The following is a 20,077-nucleotide window of genomic DNA, read 5'->3' as shown; positions in this document are numbered from 1 at the left end:
TCCTGGCAGAGAAGCTAGGCCACCCTGACCACGAGTTCACGCTGTCCGAGCTTGGCCGTCAAACAGGTATCAGTGCAGCAATCGTGCATCGAGAAATCAGCTGGGTTGACCGACGGTGATGTATTAGTCAACTGACAAGAGGGCCGCAATCACCTGATGAGCGCGAACACGGGGACACCTCTTGCCACAAGGCCACTTTGAAGTTTACAGGACCGAAACTCCAGGTATTCAGACTGGTTCCACGCTTTTCAAGAATGTGACGTCACGAATGCCACATCCCGTCATAAAAGCCACTTCGGCACGATGTGTGGCCCGAAGTTCCTTCTCAATCCACCAATATGACGAGATTTTTGGCCCAGACTCCAGCTGCTCGATACGTTCAATAGATCACATCCACCTGCTACGTACATTCGCACAGGAGATCAATTGCAACGTCACGAAATCGCTCAGCAGAGCAATCCCACCGACGGGCCCCTTCTTGAAGACAAATCCACATCGGGCGGGACTCCACTGCTTCAGTTGACCCGGTTTTTTACCCAACAACCACGAGCGACTCTTCTGGGTATTTCCTTGACCGTACTCCTGTCAATTACTGGTTGTGCCCCCAACGTCGAAACCGGCGAACCAACAAGCGGCGAGCCTCAGGTCGGCGGAACGCTCACCTACGCAACTGGTGACGTGGAGCCACCGTGCCTCGACCCGATCATGAACGGCAACGTCCCCCAAGCTCTGGTGGCTACTCAGTATCTTGAGCCCCTCTTTTTTCAAAATGACGATAACGAGATTGAGCCGTGGTTAGCCGAGACTTGGGAATGGTCCGAAGACCGGTTAGCTCTAGATATCACCGTCAAAGACGACGTGACGTTCACAGACGGTCAACGACTCAACGCCGAGACCATCCAGAAGAACATCGAGTACATCAAGGATCCGGCGACACTGTCGAGCACAGCCATCCTGGCCGTGGAGAAGGTTGACTCGGTAGAATTCGTTGACGAATTCACCGCACGACTGCACCTTTCGGAGCCCGACAACGCCATGTTGGAGCACCTTGCCCAGGTATGGGTGCCCATCCAATCGCAACAGGCGCTAGCTCGGGGTATGGAGGAGAACTGTTTATCTCCGGTCGGCACCGGTCCATTCAAAGTGGAGTCGTGGGACAAGCAGCGTCAGATCGTGCTGGTTCGTAACGACGAGTATCATACGCCTGCGCCTTCGGCCCAACGTACCGGCCCGGCATACCTGGACCGCATCATCTGGCGGTTCCTCCCCGACCATGCGAATCGCTTTGCTGCTTTACAGTCCGGCGAAGTAGATGTCATCGACGTCGTGCAGCCCCAGGATGCCATCGTCGCCGATGCGGATCCATCGTTGGAAACACTGATCGGGTCGCGGCCGGGACATGTCGTCAATTTGGCGTTCAACACCACGGAAACTCCGTTCGACGACGTCCGGGTCCGTGAGGCGTTCACCCGTGCGGTAGATGTAGATGCTGCGCTGAAGAGTATTTTCCTCGACACCGTTGATCGGTCAGACTCAGTGCTCAGCTCGATCACGCAATACAACCACCAGCAGCCGGAGATCTTTAGCCGGGATGTTGACCGGGCTAATGCTTTGCTGGATGAAGCCGGTTGGACGGAACGCGACGCATCAGGCTACCGAATACAAGACGGCGAACAGCTGTCGGCCGTCGTGTTACAGACGGATTCGGTGCTGGTCCCCGTGGCTGTTCTGGAGCAATTTCAGGCCAGCGCCAAAGACATCGGGTTCAAACTGATCATCGATCAGGAAGAGTCATCGACCTACACAGAACGACGCAATGCGTGGGACTACAACTTGATCCCGTTGTACTACACCAAAAACTCCCCCGCGGTTTTGAATCTCACGCACGATACCGCCAATATCCCCTCGATCGTCGAAGGCGGCTACCACGCCAATAGTAACGGACTCGAAGGGCCGAAAGCTGAGCAGATAGACGAGCTCCTGCACACCGCTGCGGTCACCGGCGATACGCAAGAACGCGAAGAAGCCTATGTCGCAGCGCAGGAAGCCGTCCACGGCCAGTACCTCAACCTGCCAATCTTCGATCAGCAAACCAGACTCAGTTTCCGCGCCGATGTCAACGGCATCCGGCTCATCTCGCCACTAGGTATGCCCACCTTCTATGACACATGGTTGGACCGAACATGACCACAGCACACATCTCCATATCTGATTTCAAAACGAAAACCCTGACCACGGTCCGCTGGATGCTCACCCGCATCTCGGGTGCGATCTTCGTGCTGTGGGCCGTGGCAACCATTGCGTTTTTCGCTCTGCGATTGGTGCCCGGTGACCCGGTGGATGCACTACTCGGCGGCCCGGGGGCCAATGCCACCGAAGAGGTTCGGCAACAGACACGCGAACTGCACGGATTAAATCGTCCCGTCCTGGTGCAATACGGCGCCTACCTGTTGAACCTGGTGGTCGGCGATCTTGGAGAGTCCTACCAATTACGCCAGCCTGTGGCACAGGTTCTGGGCGAGCAGATGGGCAATACGTTATTACTGGCCGCCCTGGCACTGATGTTGGCCTGGGTCTTTGCCCTTGGGTTGGCCCTGTGGTCAGTCCGCTCCGGCCGTACCGCTGCAGTCGTGGCCAACATTTTAGAAATCGTCTCGGCGGCCGTACCGCATTTCTGGTTGGGCACTATCCTCATCCTGATCTTCAGCGTGAATCTCCAGCTGCTTCCGACCACGTCAGGGGCACCGGGCGTGCCAAGCCTGATTATGCCGGTGGTCACTCTTGCCGTCCCGCTGGCCGGGTTCCTCGGCCAAGCGATGCGCGAATCGATGGTCACGGCCATGCATTCTCCTTTCGCGTTGTCTGCGCGAGCGCGCGGAGAGACAGAAATCGGGGTGAGCATGCGTCACGCCATACGCCACGCAGCACTACCCGGAATCAATCTCACAGGATGGGCGTTCGGTTCACTCATCAGTGGTGCAGTAGTTGTCGAAACCGTCTTCGCCAGGCCAGGACTTGGCCGAACGCTATTAGAAGCCGTGATTGTGCGAGATGTACCCGTCGTATTGGGCGTGGTGATATTGATCGCCACAATCTACGTGGTCGTCACGCTCTTAAGCGACTTCGCCGAGCGGTTGGCTGACCCGCGGCTCCGCGGCGTCTAAATCGAAAGGTAATTCCATGACACAGACCCTGCAAACCACACCAACCCCGGTCGAGGTCAAACCGCCCCAGCGCGCGAGCCGGCGACGGTTCCGGCCGGCCATTGTGATACCGAGCGCGGTGGTCGGCTTCCTGATCGTAGCGACCATTGCCCCGGGGATCATCGCTTCCGGTGACCCGCTCGCCATGGAACCGGCCAACGCTTTTGCTAGTCCGACGTTCGCACATCCTTTCGGTACGGATGAATCTGGTCGAGATGTATTTACCCGCGTTATTCACGGCGCGCGGAATTCGTTATCCATCGGTCTGATGGCCACCGTCATTGGCGTAGGGCTGGGACTAGTACTCGGGGTCATTGCCGGGTGGGGTTCGAAGGTCGTGGATTTCGGGGTCAACCGTGTGCTCGAAGTGCTCTTCGCGTTCCCGAGCCTGCTGCTGGCATTGCTGGTGATTACCATCCTGGGCCCCGGTGAAATAGCTATAACACTGGCGGTTGGGCTGTCCACGGCACCTGGCTATGCACGGATTATCCGATCACAGGTGCGTTCCATCAGGGCTTCGAATTACGTGGAAGCGTCTGTGGTGCAGGGCCACTCACAGGGTTTCCTTATTCGCAGACACGTCCTCCCAAACGTCGCGGCCCCATTATTTGTGCTGGTGACACTCGGCGTGGGGCAAGCCATTGTCTGGGCTTCGTCGCTGAGCTTCCTAGGCCTCGGCGCGACACCTCCCACCCCCGAATGGGGTGCCATGCTGGCTGCCGGCTGCGGGTATATGAGTATCGCTTGGTGGATCACTCTCTTCCCCGGGATCTTCATCGTCCTCAGTGCAGCCGCGACCACCATCCTGGGACACAGTCTCCAACAGCGTCAGAAAGAACGGTCATGAATCAGCCACTAGCAGCCAACATCCAGAATCTCTCCGTAGCATTTTCCGGTCAGCACGACGACGCGCTGGTCGTGCACAACGTGGATCTTCAGATTCAGGCTGGCGAGTGTCTCGCCGTCGTCGGAGAATCCGGTTCCGGTAAATCTGTCACCGCCCGCACACTCGTCGGGCTCACCGGCGCCAACGCGAACATCACCGCTGATGCAGTCGAACTCGGCGGGGTCGACCAGCTGCACAATACCGCAGGTCAATGGCGGCGCATCCGAGGGGCCGAGGTTGGGTACATTCTCCAGGACGCACTGGTATCTCTGGATCCACTGCGCCCTATCGGTCGCGAAATCGACGACGCACTTCGCATTCATACAAACCTCTCCAAAGCCCAGCGCACCCAACGTGTCCTGCAGCTATTAACCGATGTCGGTATCCCCGAGCCCGAACAGCGCATACACCAACGATCCGGCGATCTCTCCGGTGGGCTACGCCAGCGCGCACTCATCGCGTCGGCAATCGCACTGGACCCACCCCTGCTGGTCGCCGATGAGCCAACGACCGCTCTGGATGCCACGGTGCAGCAACAGATCCTCGACTTATTGACGAACTATCAGCAGCACGGCACCGCACTATTGCTGATCAGCCATGACCTTGCCGTTGTTGGGCAGTTGGCGGATCGGATTGCCGTGATGCAAGCAGGCCACATAGTTGAGACGGGCCCCAGCGCCGAGGTGTTAGGCAACCCGCAGCACCCTTATACCCAACGGCTCATTGGAGCCGTCCCGACAGACCGACCCCGCGGATCCAGACTCGCCGAAGATGCGGTGACGATTTCGGAACGTCAATACGCCATGATCACGTCGCAACAACAAGCACAAACCGTATCCGCCGCTGACACGGAAGTCACCGAACCCTTGCTGGTCGGAACACAGCTGCGAAAGATCTACCACAACCCGGACCGCAGCACCCGTGTCGCCGTCGATGATGTCTCCTTCTCGCTGACGCGCGGCACCACCCTGGGCATTGTAGGAGAATCCGGCTCGGGCAAAAGTACCGTTGCCCGTTTGGTGTTGGGACTCACCAGACCCGACCACGGGTCAGTGCGATTCAACGGTCGCGAATGGAGCGCTCTTGCCGAACGCGAGCGCCGACCCGACCGACGACGCATCGCCGCCATTTATCAGGACCCGTTGGGCTCATTTGACCCCCAATGGACCGTCGAACAGATCCTGGCGGATGCGCTCATCGATGGTGGGAAGTTATCACGGGCCGACCGCAGCGACGAGCTCGTGCAGTTACTTGAAACCGTCGGGCTCGCAGCTGTCCACCTGCACCGTCGTCCCCAGAATCTGTCCGGTGGACAGCGCCAACGCATCGCCATTGCACGCGCGATAGCGTCCGGTCCCGAAATTATCGTGTGCGATGAACCGGTATCGGCCCTGGATGTATCGATTCAGGCTCAAGTCCTCGACCTTTTGGATGTACTGCAGCGTGAATTTGGTTTCAGCTACCTCTTCATTTCCCATGATCTGGGCGTCGTCCAACATGTCAGCGATGAAATCATCGTGATGCGGGAGGGCACCGTGGTGGAAGCCGGACGCGCCCACGAAGTCTTCAACAACCCGACACATCCCTATACCCGATCGCTATTAGCCTCAGCACCGCGATTGGCCACAACAACCGAAGGGCACCAGTGACCACAACATTTATACCCACCACAAGTTTTGCCGAGCTTACGGCCACGTTTCAACCCGTGTTTGATGAAATCGCCTCCGGTGCAATTGCACGAGAGACCAATCGTGCGCTGCCATATGACGCAATCCAGCGTCTGGCGCAATCAGGTTTCACATCGCTTCGGGTCCCCACTGAATATGGGGGTTTGGGCGCATCGCTTACAGACACCTTCTTGTTGCTGGCCCGCCTCGGGGAGGCGGATCCGAACCTCGTCCAGGCTCTGCGAGCGCACTTCACCACGGTGCAGCAATTGCGGGGAGCTGATCGCAGCCAGCAACAACGCTGGTTTCCCCGCATTGTGGCCGGAGAAATCTTCGGTAATGCCACCACAGAAAAAGGCAATAAACCAGGCACGAACTCAACCCGCCTGGAGCATCGGGACGGTCGGTGGTATCTCAATGGCACCAAATATTACAGCACTGGCAGTCTCTTCGCGGACTGGATCAAAGTAGCCGCTGATCTCGCTGACGGTACCTCGCGCAGGGTGACAGTCCATCGAGACGATCCCGGCGTGGAGCTCGTAGATGACTGGGACGGTTTTGGGCAGCGGCTGACTGCTTCCGGCACCACGCACTTATCGAGCGTGGCAGTCGATCCTTCCAACATCGAGCCACCCGGAAATGAGGAAGGCCCTGGCACTCTAACGTCCTTCGTACAACTTGTATTATTAGCTGCGCTCACCGGGATTGGCCGAGCTGTGCGACGCGATGCAGTTGAATACGTACGAGGCCGCAACAGAACATTTGCTCACGGGGTGGGTTCTAGCCCCCAGCGCGACCCGCTCATTCAAGAAGCAGTGGGCCGTATCTCCTCGCGTATTTTTGGCGTAGAGGCGGCATTCGCCGTCGCCATCAACTCGTTAGATGCCACCGTTGCCCGGGCCGAACAGCTTGATGGCCTCATCGAAGATACTGCGGAACTGGACACGGTCACCTCGGAAGCTCAAGTTGTCGTTGTTGAGCAAGTGCTGGCCGCCAGTACACAATTATTCGAAGTGGGTGGCGCCTCAGCAACTTCACAGTCCCGTGGGTTGGACCGACACTGGCGCAACGCCAGGGTGCTCGGTAGCCACAACCCGCTGACCTATCGTGCCCGTGAAATTGGTCAACAACGACTCACCGCAGATGCCGGGATCGCACCCGTGTACATCGGCGCCGCGCAGCCAACGGACGCTACCTTCTCTGAACCTTCCACTGACAACCCAACATCTACCCAGGAGAACCAACTGTGAGCACAGCCAAAACCCCACTACTTTATAACGCTTTTGTCATGAATACTGGATCCCATATCCAACACGGACAGTGGAGGCATCCAGAAGCCCGGCAGTCCGAATTCAACGACCTGAAATTTTGGTTAGAACTTGCACACACCCTCGAAGAAGGTCTGTTCGATGCGATGTTCTTCGCCGATGTATCTGGACTCTACGGACCAGCAGGCGGACAGTATGTAGATAATGCGCACGAAGGATTACAAATTCCGTCCAATGATCCGACGGTGCTGCTGGGTGCACTCACTGCAGTAACTCAGCACATAGGACTGGCTACCACGTCCAATGTGATGCAGAACCACCCTTTCAACTTTGCTCGGCAGCTCAGCACACTCGACCATATGTCGGCAGGACGCGTCGCGTGGAACATCGTCACTTCCACACAAGAAAATGCTGCACGGAATTACGGTTTAGATGCCCTGGTCGAACACGACGCACGGTACGACTGGGCCGATGAATACCTTGAGGTGGTCTACAAACTGTGGGAAGGCTCGTGGGACGAAGGAGCCCTCTTGCAAGACAAGGCTGGAAGTCGTTTTTCTGATCCGGCAAAGATCCACAAAATCTTCCATCACGGACCGCGGTACACAGTTGAGGGGCCCCATCTTCCGTCACCATCACCACAGCGTACACCGCTGCTCTTCCAGGCTGGCGGTTCGGAGCGCGGCATCCGGTTTGCAGCCCAACATGCTGAGTGCCAATTTATTGTCACCCCCAACCCAGCCGTGGCCAAGGACCATATTGATCGGACGCGCGCCAAAATCGCTGAGGCTGGTCGGAACCCGCACGACGTGAAATTCTTTCAGGGCCTGTCGTTAGTCATCGGCGATTCAGCATCAGATGTGAAAGCAAAAGAACAGGATTACCTGGAGTACGCGTCGGTGACTGGGTTTTTGACACACGCAGCATTGGGGATTCTGCCGGACGGATCCCGGTTGCCTGACGATACGCGTCTCATTGACATCCCAAATAATGGTGGTCAGGCCCATGTGGAATGGCTGCGTCGGGCCACTCCCCACCGTGAACCTACACTTGCTGATCTCGCAAACGGCCGCATCCGTCGAGGATACGTGGCCGGCACCCCAGAACACATCGCAGACCGACTCGAAGCGTGGCAGGAAGCGGGCGTAGACGGAATTAACCTCATCAATTGGCGGTTACCCGGCAGTTATGACGAATTCAATGAGAAACTGTTGCCGGTTCTGCAGCGTCGAGGCCTGGCCAAAACCGAGTACGCCGAAGGAACTCTACGAAAGAAGATCTTTGGTCATGACCGCCTCCCGGCGAATCACCCAGGAGCCCAATACCGCGGGGCTTTTGCTTCAGTGACCACTCCCGGCTAAATTTTGTGTGGTTTGGGCCTGACTGGTGGTGCCGGCCCTGGTGCAGCACCTAGCTTTGTTGGTGACCGCTACTCGTGGCAATAAATGGTGTTGGTTGTGCAGCGTTAACTTCCCAATCACCTAACATACGTGCTTTAAACACAGCAGGATCATGGGTCGCTAGGGTGCGGGCATTGCGCCAGTGCCGGTCCAGCTCCCAACTGGTCGAGGTAGCGGAAGCGCCGAGAGTGTCAAAAATTCGGGTACACACATCCAACACCAGTTTGGGCACCATCACACTGGCACGCTGAGCAAGCAGTCTTGCCTCATCTAATCTATCGGTATCGAGTTCACGGCCTATGGCCCGCACGAGTTCTTCGGTAGCCGCCAGTTGAGCTGACAACTCACCGATAATGCCCAGCATTTGGTTGTCGTTGCGAGGAATGCTTCCGGTGGAAGTGTTGAACACCCTGGTACGCCCGCGCATTTGAGCAACCCCGTCACGTAATGCTGCCCGGCCGATTCCTGCCAGCAAAGCAACCAGTGAAGCCTCATGAAATATGGGGACCCGGGTGTACCGTCCATCAATGTCCAACAGCGCTTCCACACCGGCATCGCGCATCTGCAGCGTTCCGGTTGCTGTCATTCGCTGACCGAAACCATCCCAGTCATCTTTTACCTGGATTCGAGGCTGACGCACCCGGACCACGACCAACCCCTCAGCCACATCGTCTAGAGACAGTCCAGCTGCACCGCTCCGTCGACGACGTCGCAATTGCGCTTCGGCCAGGCTCTTTTCTAATGTGGCACTTACGACCGTCCACGTTGAAGCCAAGGTACCGGTTGTGTAGAACTTGGCTCCGGTAATGCGTAACGTACCGGTATGATCTCGGGTGACTACGGTGTCCTGATCTTTCGTCGGCTCGTGATGGGAGGACAGCGCGGAGCCGCCCCAGTCACCATCCCCGATACGTTTCCACCACTGAGCTCGAACCGTCGAGTCTGGCACCAGCCGCAGATATTCAACAAATGCCAGATGGCTGCGCCATATGTGTGCCAGATTGGCATCCACGGCTGCTAGATCCATCAGCAACCTCAGGACCGTCTCATAATTTGCGCCATCACCACCTTCGTGTTCCGGGATACTGAGTGTTCCCAGCCCGTGGGCGCTGAGTTGACGCATGGGGATCAGTGGCAGATGGCGTCCGGTTTCTCTGGCACGTTCACCACGTGCAATATCAGCAAATAGTGGTGCGTATTGCTCTGCGAGCGCCTGATAATTCTTCGAAGTCATATTGTTCTACTCATTTCAGCGCGCTGGTGCCACTCGGAGTGTTTTTCTGACGCCGAATGCACCAGCCATTGATGACGGTATTGCGCCCAAGAACTTCATCTGCGGGTCGACGGGGCCTACCGCGGTACACGACGGGTTATTACGCGGCAGCTGTCCGATACTCAACCGGCATCTGGCCTGCGGCGATGTCCCGAGGCATCACAGCTTTCAACCCGCTGAGTATTTTTGTAACAGTAGCGTGTAAACCCGCATACACATAAGGTAACGACATCATGGGTTCTATCCTCCATCGGTCCTGGCGTGAGCACCCTTACCCGGTAATCGGAGGGTTGCTGCGGCATCATGGAGCCAGATCTCTCAGCCGCTCTGGATGGTTATGTGTTTTGGACTCTACCTGGTTAACCATTTCGAGCACCATGCGTGCTCTGTGGTCTGCTTCAAACCACGTAATGTTGTGCTAAACAAGTTGGGTTACACCGCTGTGCGTTCCGAAGATCGCAATATTGCTGCATTGCTTAGGTTCAGAATGATTTTCCCAGCTAGTACAGCGTATGGGAAAACCGTAGAGCCGTACCACGTTGCGCAGACGATGCGACCCTACGGTTTACCTGATCAGCTAGGTGTCTTGGCGAAAGGAAAGCCCTTGCTCGGCCAGTGCTTTACCTAAAATGCGGACGACCTTACGGCCATAACATCCCGCCTAATTCGCAGCCTCGATCTGCTCGGCTGCTGATGAATCCGAGTCATTGAGGAATTTCGTGATGCGATCGACCTCGTCGGTCTCACCAATCGCAGCGGCGGCACGACCCAGCGAGTAGAGAGCCCGCAAGAAACCGCGATTTGGGATGTGGTCCCACGGGATAGGGCCAGCGCCCTTCCACCCGGCACCGCGCAGTGAATCGAGGCCACGGTGATAACCCACGCGAGCATAGGCGTAGGACTCGAGCGTGCGGCCGTCGTCCCAGGCGTCTTCGGCTGCGAGCGCCCAGGCGAGTGAGGAATCCGGGAATCGCTGTGCGATCTCCTCGGGCAGGTCTCCCGCCTCGTAGCGAGCCTGTACTTCCGGTTCTTCCGGCAGCAGTGTTGGGTCCGGTTCCATCAGATTTTTACCGAGCAGTGACGACAAGAGTGTTTCCTTCCGAGAAGCCAAAATAGCAATGTCTAAGCCCTCTTAGTCTGCCAGTGTTTATACTGAGTCAACAACCAAATGTGGCAAAGGATCCCATGATTTCCGTTCGAGAGCTGACAAAGGTGTATCGGCAACCCGCCAGGGATGTCGTCGCCTTGGATAACATCAATTTGGACATCGACGACGGCGAGATTCACGGCATCATCGGCCGTTCGGGCGCGGGGAAGTCGACCCTCGTGCGCTGTCTGACGCTGCTGGATCGTCCAACCGAGGGCAAGGTGATTGTCGGGGACCAGGATCTCACCGGCGTCACCGATACCGAATTGCGCAACGCCCGTCGTCGCATCGGTATGGTGTTTCAGCACGCGAACCTGCTCTCATCACGAACCGTGGCCGACAATATCGCGATGCCTCTGGAAATCGTCAAAACTCATAAGGCCGAGCGTCGCGCCCGGGCCAAGGAGCTCATCGACCTCGTGGGATTGAGTGGACTGGAAGACACCTACCCGGCGCAGCTGTCGGGTGGGCAGCGCCAACGCGTGGGGATCGCGCGTGCACTCGCCGCGGATCCGGACGTCCTGCTGTGTGACGAGCCGACGTCTGCATTGGATCCGGCCACGACCAACGAGATTCTGACACTGATCCGTTCGGTCTCCAGCCGTCTGAATCTGACCGTTGTGGTGATTACTCACGAGATGTCGGTGGTCAAGACACTGTGCGATTCGGTCTCGCTGCTGGATGACGGCAAAATCTTGGAGTCGGGCAAACTCGCTGAGGTCGCCGGCAAGGTCAACTCCCGGTTGTCTCGCGCACTGCTGCCGTTGCCGACACATGAACTGGCTGCCGCAGATTTGGTGTTGGAAGTTGTGGGCAAACAAGATGCGGTCAACGTACCGATTGCTTCCCACATCGCCGAAGAAAATCCGGTGACCGTGCACATCACGGCCGCCAATGTTGAAACCCTGGGTGATACTCGGTTCGCTCACTATCTATTGGCCATCAGCTCGGCTGAGCAGATTAACATCACCGGCATTGAAGCCACGCTTGCACGTCACGGATACAGTGAGCGCGCTCGCGCAAAGGAAGGGGTGCAGGTATGAACTGGTTTGAAGAACTCCTGAACAACCGCGCCCTGGAAACAGCATTGCCCGAAGCGATTTGGGATACCGTGGTCATGGTCGGCATCTCCGGTGTCGCGACCGTGATCATCGGTGGGGTCATCGGCATTATTCTGCACATCACCCGTCCCGGCGGACTGGCCCCGATGCGCGTCACCTATGCGCTGCTGTCGTCGATCATCGTCAACATTACGCGTTCGATACCATATGCGATTTTGATGGTCGCACTGATCCCGTTCACCCAGTGGATAGTTGGCACCTCGATCGGTCCCATTGCGGCAACCGTGTCTTTGACCATTGCCACCGCTCCGTTCTTTGCACGCTTGGTCGAGACCTCGCTGCGTGAAGTGCCAACGGGAACCGTTGATGCCGCCCAGGTGATGGGCCTGTCGAACAGCCAGATTGTGACGAAAGTTTTCCTCCCGGAGGCACTTCCGGGTCTGATTGCTGCGATCACGAATACCATTGTGGTATTGATTGGGTATTCGGCTATGGCAGGGCTCATCGGCGGTGGCGGTCTCGGCCGTCTGGCCTATAACTACGGGTATCAGCGCTATGATCCTCAAATTATGGTCGTCACCATCGTGGTCATCGTCATCGGGGTCCAACTGATCCAGTGGATCGGCGACAAGATTGTCGAAGTGGTCGATCACCGCTGAGCCGGTCCAGCAATAGCCTTACAGAAAACTACACAGGAGCATTTATGTTTAACTCATCCTCACGCCGGCCACGCGCGTTGGCCTTGACCGGTCTGGCTGCCGCCTCCGCACTGGTTCTTGCCGCTTGCGGTGGCTCGGACGACAACGCCGAAGGGCCAACCGCCAACGACGATGGCGTCACTACGCTGTCAGTCGGCGCAAGCCCGGTCCCCCACGCTGAGATTCTCGACTTCGTGTCCCAAGAACTGGCCGCTGATGCCGGACTGGAAATTGAAGTGGTCGAGTTTGATGACTTCCAGCTGCCAAACCGTCAGATGGACGAAGGTACCCTGGATGCCAACTACTTCCAGCACGTGCCCTTCTTAGAACAGCAGATCGAAGATCACGGCTACGAAATCTCACACGGCGAGGGCGTGCACATCGAGCCGTACGCGATGTTTACCAGTCAGCACGACTCCGCCGACGACATCACCGAAGGCGCCACCATTGGTATTACCTCGGATGCCGGCAACCAGCCACGCGCGCTGATGCTGCTCGAAGAAGCGGGACTACTCGAGGACATCGATGGTGAATCGGCCGCGCTGACGCTGACCGAAGAACAGAATCCAATGGGCTTGGAGTTCGAGGAGAACCCACCCGAGATCCTTGCCCAGGTTGTTGATGACCCATCCATCGATGCCGCCATCATCAATGGCAACTACTTCCTCCAAGCCGGACTCAACGTTGATGACGCGATTGTAGTTGAGGAAGCCGAAGACTCCCCGTATGCCAACGTGCTGGCGTGGAATTCCTCGGCTGACGACAATGAGGCCATCCAGCAGCTCGATGAACTGCTGCACTCCGAAGAGGTAGCCACCTACATCGAAGAAAACTGGCCCGAAGGCGAGATCATCCCCGCCGGTCAGTCAGGCGCGACCGACGGCGATGACGCTGATCAACAGTAGCCAAGGGCTCGTATAACTCAGCGCCGCGTGGCATTCACCTGAAATTGGTGGGTGCCACGCAGCTGTTTAACCATTTCAAATTGGCTCATCCGATCTTAACGTTGGCCTATACATCTACAGTTGCCGAAGGTTACCGAAGACCGTATCAGGAGCTCATATGGTTACCACATCCCGTAGGTTAAACCGTCGGATCATGCTCGGCATGACCGCGATCTTCACGTCATTACTCTTGACTGCATGCGGCGCCAGCGAGCAAAGTACTACGACGCCTTCCGCCTCCCCTTCACCGTCTTCGAGCGACGCAAACCTCACCACCTTGACCGTCGGGGCGAAACCCCAACCACACAGTGACATCCTCGAATTTCTAGCTGATGATCTGACCCGCGACGAGGGCTTGCAACTCGAAATTGTTGAAATGACCGATCATCAGATAGCGAATAGCCGTCTTGCTGCAGGTGAATTGGATGCAAATTTCGTACAACACATCCCAGCACTCAACGAGGACGTCAACGCAAACGGTTACAGTTTTTCCTATGGCGCAGGTGTCCATATTGCTCCCTACGCGCTGTTTTCGAGTCGGTATGACCGCATCGAGGCCCTCCCCGAGGGCTCGACCATCGGGATAACCTCGGTGGCAGCGGATCAGTACCGTGCTCTACGATTGCTCGAGGCGCACAGGCTACTATCTGACATTGAGAGGGATACAAAGCCAGCAGAGCTCTCGGATCAGCAGAACCCATCGGGTCTACAATTCAAAGAATACGATACGGATGCGCTTGATCAGCAGCTCGAGGATAACGCCACCGACGCTGTGATCATCCACGCCCGACATTTTGACCAGGCAGAACTCAACATCGAAGACGCCCTGTTGGTCGAAGGAGTGAACCTCTCACCACATTCCAGCATTCTGGTCTGGAATAGTTCAAACGAACACCACGAAGCCATCCAGCGGCTCGATGAACTACTACACTCCGACGAGGTAGCCACCTACATCGAAGAAAACTGGCCAGAAGGCGAGATCATCCCTGCCGGCCAGTCAGACGCGCCCGAAGGCGATGACACTGAACAATCCGACAGCGAGTAATCACTCCAGCGACGATCCGTGATGTTGATGAGCTGTTTTCGCCGGTGTGCTCAGTACGTAGAGTTGCGCCATGGGACACAATTATCTGAAAAGTATCGGTGTTGGAGTTGCTGCTGGTGCGGCGACCGCAGCGGGCATTATTGCTGGGCGCAAAGTAGCAACCACCGCCAAGATCAGTCAGGGACACCCAGCGAAACATCGGATGCTGGACGTCAGTTCTAATCTGCTGCAACCCAAATATCCACTCGATGCCATGAGCACGTATCTCAACGGCTTCCACTTCTACGCCGACGATATGGGCCGGCAAGTCGAAGCCACACACTTTTGCATTCACCTGCGTCATGACCTGCACCAGTGCGTGATCTTCGACAGCAACGAGCCCGACGCACGGCTGATTGGAATCGAATACATCATCAGTCAAGAGCGCTTTCGTGATCTCCCCGAGGACGAAAAACGTCTGTGGCACAGTCACCACTACGAGGTAAAGTCTGGCGCCCTCGTGGCACCGGGCGTACCGGAGCTTGCCGAACACTCGTATTTCGAAGACCTCGTGACGACGTACGGCAAGACATTCCACACGTGGCAATACGACAAAGAAGACTTCCCGTACGGCATCCCGCAGCTGATGATGGGCTTCACCGATGACGGCCAAGCCGACGAAGAGCTCTTCCAGACACGCGATCGTAGGCTCGGCATTTCGACGTCAGACAAGCGCAACAACAGAGCCGACATACCCAACCCCGCGGTGCTGGCCGGTGCCAACGCTTGGGAAACCGGACAGTCGGTACAAATGCGAATAGAACAGGTAGAATTCACACGCCCATCAGCCCGACAAGGAGGCAATTAACTTGTCGATGAAGAAACTCAAAGGCGCAACCGTCGTGATCACCGGTGCATCCAGTGGCATCGGCCGTGCGACCGCGCTACGATTCGCGAAAGCTGGAAGCAATGTCGTGCTAGCCGCCCGCGGCAGAACAGCACTCGAAGAAGCCGCCAAAGAAGTTCGACAACACAAGGTGCGCGCCCTCGCGGTACCCACAGATATTTCCGACGAAATTTCTGTCAACACGCTTGCACGCCAGGCTGTAGAGCAATTCGGTGGCATTGATGTCTGGGTCAATAACGCATCAGTCACCTTATTCGGTGCGGTGGATACGGTCCCCACGAAGGATATCCGACAAGTACTCGACACGAATGTGATGGGGTATGTGCATGGCAGCCGTGCGGCACTGGGAACCATGCGAAAACAAAAACGCGGGGTGTTGATCAACGTGTCGTCGGCGGTTGCCAATGTGCCACAGCCGTACACCGCCGCCTATTCGATGTCGAAGGCGGCAACCAGCTCGTTGTCCGTGAGCCTTCGTTCAGAATTGTGGCTCGATGGCTTGAAAAATATTCACGTGGTGAACGTCATTCCGCCAAGCGTTGATACCCCGCTGTTTGGTCGTGCGGCGAATTACAGCGGGCGCAAAGCTCGCGCTATGCCTCCGGTGTACCCACCGGAACGCATCGCCAAAGCCATGGTGAAAGCCGCGACTAAACCCGAACCCGAAGTGCCCGTAGGCCCCGGTGCGGCGCTCATCGTCAAACAACACCGAGCTGCACCACAGAAGACCGAGCGGATGATGGCCATTCAAACGGATAAATCCCACCTGTCGCGGAAAGAAGCCGCCACTCCATCGTCCGGAAACCTGTATGAATCACTGACAGCCGATACCGATACCGTGCACGGTGGTTGGAACGGCAAGCGCCGGTCGGCACGACGCAAGATCATCGGCGTCGGTTTGATCATGGGGACCGCCGGAGCCGGTGTTGCCGGCGTTGCTGTCGCGAATAAGCTACGGCCTCGTCTACCTGGCGAAAAGGCAGTTAAAACTGTTGGGAAGAAGGCGGTGAAAGCCGCAGCAAAGGGTGGCGCCGGCGCTGCAGGTCTCGCAGCGAAACGTGTAGCGGGGAAATGACCTAAATTCGCTCAGTGCTTGTCGCTCCCAGGACATGTCCAGGAGTATGGTGCGGGCACGAAACAGTGCCCCAGAAACAGTCTTTCCACCTATCGCGACGAAACGATCTTCGACGCGTGGAGCCTCATTGAAGCGATACAGAGGAATTTTTACCGCTCCACCGGGGCCACTGCGATTGAGAAACGATTCCCCCAAGTACAATGATTACCGCTCGTACTTCAATACTACTTGGGCCTAGTGGGCAGGCCACGAAAAAGTAAGGTTCACCCTGCTCACGAGCACGTATCGACGGTTTGAGTTATGCTGCGAGATTGATATCGCAACAGAGCAGCTTGAATGATTTACCGGGTGCGCGCGCTGTGTTATTCTGAAGTTAATCGACCCCCTCCCAAGCCTCTTACAAAAGCTCAAATGGGAGGGGCCTCTTTTCTTTCCGGGGTATCTGTGAAGCCAAGTCTCTCTGTGGAAGAGCAAATACAGCTCCTAAAGAACCGTGGTCTCGTGATCGAAGATCACGCGGAGTGCCAGACCTTTCTTACTGCCACGAACTATTATCGTTTTTCAGGGTATATGCGTTACTTCCAGCGCGCTCCTCATCTAGGCGATAACTCATTCCACCCAGGCACCACATTCTCGAATATCCGCGATATCTACGACGCGGACGAAGCGTTACGAATGGCATTAATAGTGCCACTGACACAAGTGGAACTCTTATTGCGCACTCATGTAGCCCGCGTTATTGCCCACGAATATGGCCCGTATGGACGCTATCTTCGGCAGGACTTCTACACCGATATAGAAGACCGTGAGACCACTGTCGAAGCATGCTTGCGCGACATCGACCGCAGTAGAGAGCGCCACATCCTGCGCTATAAAGGCGATGTCGATCGCAGCATTGACTACAGCCGGTTACCAGTCTGGTCAGCGGTCGAAGCATGGTCCTTCGGGACGCTCTCTAAAGCGATCGAACGCGGAGCAAGTGGAACACTCGCAGGTGCCGTCGCCGAAAGTATTGGCGCTGCAAAAGGTGGGTTCCCATATCGAATAAGAGCGTTGGTATATCTACGTAATAGGTGCGCTCATCATAATCGACTCTGGCATCATTCCGCTCTCGACGCCGGCCCTACACCGAACAACGTACGTAAGAAGGTAAAACGTCTGGCGGGACAGTTCCATCAGCGGTCTGTTCTCGATATCATCGCTTCGCTCGATGATATCTCGCGGCGTAGTCGAGTTTCTGAACCTCTCCTACCGACCCTGGTACAACAACACTCTCGAGCATCTGCTTTCTGGCACGGGCTCGCGCAGCCTCAAAGCCCCCTCGATAACCAAAACTGAGCTCTATACCGATAAATCAGTCCCGATGCTCGTCTGTTATCCACGGCGGTACAACTGCGCTTCGAGATCCTCAATGCGGCGCCTGAGGGAGTCAATGTCGCGTTGCCACTCTTCATCACGGTCAGCGTATTTCGACATATTTGAGCTTTTGCCGAAGATCATCACCATGCCCCACACGATGATGGCGACGATCGCGATCCATGCGAACCAAGGGATCATTTCCATGACGAGTTCCTCTCGGGAGTGTAACGGGTGTTGCACAGTATACTTCGCGGGATCAATGGCAACCACCGAACTGTATGCAACACCGTCGTCGGTGGCGTTTAATGGGGCCATGACTATGCATGAGCTTGTAGCACCATACGAATTTCTGATCGGTACTTGGGAGGGCCACGGTCACGGCCAGTATCCGACCTTGGATGACTTCCATTACCGGGAAACCATTACGTTTACCGCGACCGAGGGCAAACCGTTTTTGCGCTACGAACAGCGAACAGCCAACTCTGACGGCGTGGCCATGCACACCGAAGTTGGCTATCTGCGGCCACAAGAAAGTGGCCATATGGAGTTTGTGTTGGCTCAGCCTACGGGCCAAACCGAACTGTTAGAAGGCACTGCCACCGCCAATGATGACGGGAGCCTGACGATGGTGTTGGGCTATTCGGAGGTGCGCAATACCACCACCGCAAAGCTGGTCGAGCACACCATGCGTCACTATGTTTTCGACACCCACCGGACCTCGGTGTACACCGAATACGATATGGCGGCAATGGGCGAAGAAATGCAACAGCATCTGAGCAGTGAACTGTACAAAACCGTTTAGAGGTCTTCGACCATCCACACTTCAGTGACGAAGTAGGCGGTCTCTTCATACGGGTGGGCAGCGATGGCGGCTTCGACCACGCTGCGAGCAATCTCGCGAGGAGCCAGTACCTCAATTTTGTGTTCGGGCACATCGGATGGCACGCCGACAGCTCCCATGCGCGGCTGGGAGCCCTGCATGGGGGTGAACCGTCCAACACCGGTCGTGGACCATGATGCCCCGCGGTAATTGCCGAGTTGTCCGGCACCAGCGGTCTCCAGTGCGTTGCGCACGTCCTCGGCATTACCCATTGGCACGTAGATGCTGATCTGCACCCATTTGGAGTCAGCCATTATTTCAACGACTTTCCAGCGGAGCCAAGGTTCTGGCAGGCCTCAACTACACGAGCGGCCATGTTGGCTTCGGCGGCCTTACCCCACGCGCGTGGATCGTACTGCGACTTATCGCCGACGTTGCCGTCAATCTTCAGCACACCGTCATAGTTTTCAAACATATGGGTGGCCACCGGACGGGTGAACGAGTACTGGGTATCGGTATCGACGTTCATCTTGATCACGCCGTATGACACCGCATCGGCAATATCTTGTTCCGATGAGCCGGACCCACCGTGGAAGACCAGGTCAAACGGGCGATCCTGACCGAGTTCCGCACCTACAGCATCCTGAATCTCTTTGAGCAGTTCCGGACGCAGTTGCACACCACCTGGTTTGTAGACGCCGTGGACGTTACCGAAGGTGAGCGCGGTAATGTAGCGGCCATTTTCGCCGGTACCCAGCGCCTTGACGGTCGCCAGACCATCGTCGACGGTCGAGTACAGTTTGTCATCAATCTCTGCGGCGTAGCCGTCTTCTTCACCGCCGACGACACCGACCTCGATCTCCAAGATCTGCTTATTGAAGGCCGTACGTTCAAGGAGCTGCTCGGCGATGCGCAGGTTCTCAGGCACGGTTTCAGCCGAACCATCCCACATGTGCGACTGGAAGATCGGATCGCGCCCGGCTTTGACCTCGGCTGCCGACGCATCCATGAGCGGGATAACCCAGTCCTCAAGTTTGTCGCGCATCGCGTGGTCGGTGTGGATGGCAATGCGCACACCGTAATTTTTGGCCACTTCACGGGCGAATGCGGCAAACGCCAGCGACCCGGTGACCATGTCGTTAATATTGGAGCCGGAGAAGTATTTTGCCCCACCGTTGGAAACTTGAATAATGCCGTCGGATTCGGCTTCTGCGAATCCACGCAGCGCTGCGTTGAGTGTCTGTGAACTGGTCACGTTGATCGCAGGGTACGCGTACCCGCCGGTCTTGGCGGCGTCGATCATCTCGGCGTATTGATCTGGGGTGGCAAATGCCATGAAAGCTCC

At 56.7% G+C, this 20,077-nt stretch carries 19 protein-coding genes and 1 riboswitch; of the genes, 14 read left to right on the top strand and 5 right to left on the bottom strand.

The genetic code is table 11. The annotated features are described in order from the left end of the window. Positions 1-426: 426 nt before the first annotated feature. From ACYVJT_RS08800 to ACYVJT_RS08775, 6 genes are read left to right on the top strand one after another with little or no spacing between them, the layout of a single operon-like run. On the top strand, positions 427-2,187 hold the full coding sequence (locus tag ACYVJT_RS08800) for an ABC transporter substrate-binding protein (RefSeq protein WP_343956824.1): 1,761 nt from the start codon (positions 427-429) through the stop codon (positions 2,185-2,187). Further along, positions 2,184-3,164 (top strand): ABC transporter permease, encoded by a 981-nt coding sequence (locus tag ACYVJT_RS08795; protein ID WP_343956823.1) that lies wholly within the window; start codon positions 2,184-2,186, stop codon positions 3,162-3,164. Before ACYVJT_RS08800 ends, ACYVJT_RS08795 begins: the two co-directional genes overlap by 4 nt. A 16-nt stretch (positions 3,165-3,180) precedes the next feature. Next, positions 3,181-4,050 (top strand): ABC transporter permease, encoded by an 870-nt coding sequence (locus tag ACYVJT_RS08790; RefSeq protein WP_343956822.1) that lies wholly within the window; start codon positions 3,181-3,183, stop codon positions 4,048-4,050. After that, complete coding sequence (locus tag ACYVJT_RS08785) at positions 4,047-5,738, top strand: dipeptide ABC transporter ATP-binding protein (RefSeq protein ID WP_343956821.1); 1,692 nt, start codon at positions 4,047-4,049, stop codon at positions 5,736-5,738. The genes ACYVJT_RS08790 and ACYVJT_RS08785 overlap by 4 nt, the downstream gene beginning before the upstream one ends. Next, a complete protein-coding gene (locus ACYVJT_RS08780) occupies positions 5,735-7,006 on the top strand; it encodes an acyl-CoA dehydrogenase family protein (RefSeq protein ID WP_343956820.1) in 1,272 nt (423 codons plus the stop codon). Before ACYVJT_RS08785 ends, ACYVJT_RS08780 begins: the two co-directional genes overlap by 4 nt. Before the next feature lie 38 nt (positions 7,007-7,044). Then, entirely contained in the window at positions 7,045-8,385 is a 1,341-nt protein-coding gene (locus ACYVJT_RS08775) for an LLM class flavin-dependent oxidoreductase (RefSeq protein WP_343956819.1), read from the top strand. A gap of 49 nt (positions 8,386-8,434) precedes the next feature. Here ACYVJT_RS08775 and ACYVJT_RS08770 read toward each other — a convergent pair whose 3' ends face one another. Beyond that, positions 8,435-9,658, bottom strand: coding sequence for an acyl-CoA dehydrogenase family protein (locus ACYVJT_RS08770; protein WP_343956818.1), 1,224 nt, complete (start codon positions 9,656-9,658; stop codon positions 8,435-8,437). A gap of 283 nt (positions 9,659-9,941) precedes the next feature. After that, positions 9,942-10,035: riboswitch (SAM riboswitch) on the bottom strand. 323 nt (positions 10,036-10,358) lie between these two features. After that, positions 10,359-10,757, bottom strand: coding sequence for a DUF3151 domain-containing protein (locus ACYVJT_RS08765; RefSeq protein ID WP_343956875.1), 399 nt, complete (start codon positions 10,755-10,757; stop codon positions 10,359-10,361). A gap of 125 nt (positions 10,758-10,882) precedes the next feature. Between ACYVJT_RS08765 and ACYVJT_RS08760 the strand changes: the two genes are divergently transcribed. The 7 genes from ACYVJT_RS08760 to ACYVJT_RS08730 all read left to right on the top strand — a co-directional run bounded on the left by ACYVJT_RS08760 (position 10,883) and on the right by ACYVJT_RS08730 (position 17,891). Next, positions 10,883-11,887, top strand: coding sequence for a methionine ABC transporter ATP-binding protein (locus tag ACYVJT_RS08760; protein ID WP_343956817.1), 1,005 nt, complete (start codon positions 10,883-10,885; stop codon positions 11,885-11,887). Further along, a complete protein-coding gene (locus ACYVJT_RS08755) occupies positions 11,884-12,564 on the top strand; it encodes a methionine ABC transporter permease (RefSeq protein ID WP_343956816.1) in 681 nt (226 codons plus the stop codon). Before ACYVJT_RS08760 ends, ACYVJT_RS08755 begins: the two co-directional genes overlap by 4 nt. A 44-nt stretch (positions 12,565-12,608) precedes the next feature. Further along, on the top strand, positions 12,609-13,508 hold the full coding sequence (locus ACYVJT_RS08750; RefSeq protein ID WP_343956815.1) for a MetQ/NlpA family ABC transporter substrate-binding protein: 900 nt from the start codon (positions 12,609-12,611) through the stop codon (positions 13,506-13,508). A 157-nt stretch (positions 13,509-13,665) separates the two neighbouring features. Next, a complete protein-coding gene (locus ACYVJT_RS08745; RefSeq protein WP_343956814.1) occupies positions 13,666-14,592 on the top strand; it encodes a MetQ/NlpA family ABC transporter substrate-binding protein in 927 nt (308 codons plus the stop codon). A gap of 70 nt (positions 14,593-14,662) precedes the next feature. After that, positions 14,663-15,439 (top strand): OBAP family protein, encoded by a 777-nt coding sequence (locus ACYVJT_RS08740; protein ID WP_343956813.1) that lies wholly within the window; start codon positions 14,663-14,665, stop codon positions 15,437-15,439. Between the two features lie 7 nt (positions 15,440-15,446). Beyond that, complete coding sequence (locus ACYVJT_RS08735; protein WP_343956874.1) at positions 15,447-16,553, top strand: SDR family oxidoreductase; 1,107 nt, start codon at positions 15,447-15,449, stop codon at positions 16,551-16,553. 462 nt (positions 16,554-17,015) lie between these two features. Next, entirely contained in the window at positions 17,016-17,891 is an 876-nt protein-coding gene (locus ACYVJT_RS08730; protein WP_343956812.1) for an Abi family protein, read from the top strand. 36 nt (positions 17,892-17,927) lie between these two features. Here ACYVJT_RS08730 and ACYVJT_RS08725 read toward each other — a convergent pair whose 3' ends face one another. After that, a complete protein-coding gene (locus tag ACYVJT_RS08725) occupies positions 17,928-18,116 on the bottom strand; it encodes a hypothetical protein (protein WP_343956811.1) in 189 nt (62 codons plus the stop codon). A 55-nt stretch (positions 18,117-18,171) separates the two neighbouring features. Between ACYVJT_RS08725 and ACYVJT_RS08720 the strand changes: the two genes are divergently transcribed. After that, entirely contained in the window at positions 18,172-18,714 is a 543-nt protein-coding gene (locus ACYVJT_RS08720; RefSeq protein ID WP_343956810.1) for a heme-binding beta-barrel domain-containing protein, read from the top strand. On the opposite strand, the gene ACYVJT_RS08715 is transcribed toward ACYVJT_RS08720, so the two are convergent. Next, the gene (locus tag ACYVJT_RS08715) at positions 18,711-19,046 is read right to left on the bottom strand and encodes a YqfO family protein (protein WP_343956809.1); all 336 of its coding nucleotides are present in this window, start codon (positions 19,044-19,046) and stop codon (positions 18,711-18,713) included. The genes ACYVJT_RS08720 and ACYVJT_RS08715 overlap by 4 nt on opposite strands. Then, positions 19,046-20,068, bottom strand: a complete 1,023-nt coding sequence (gene fbaA, locus ACYVJT_RS08710; RefSeq protein WP_343956808.1) for a class II fructose-bisphosphate aldolase — start codon at positions 20,066-20,068, stop codon at positions 19,046-19,048. The genes ACYVJT_RS08715 and fbaA overlap by 1 nt, the downstream gene beginning before the upstream one ends. Positions 20,069-20,077 lie beyond the last annotated feature (9 nt).

Source organism: Yaniella soli, from assembly GCF_054782375.1.
The sequence above is the reverse complement of the archived record's forward strand: the minus strand, read 5'-3'. Positions and strand labels throughout refer to the sequence as shown.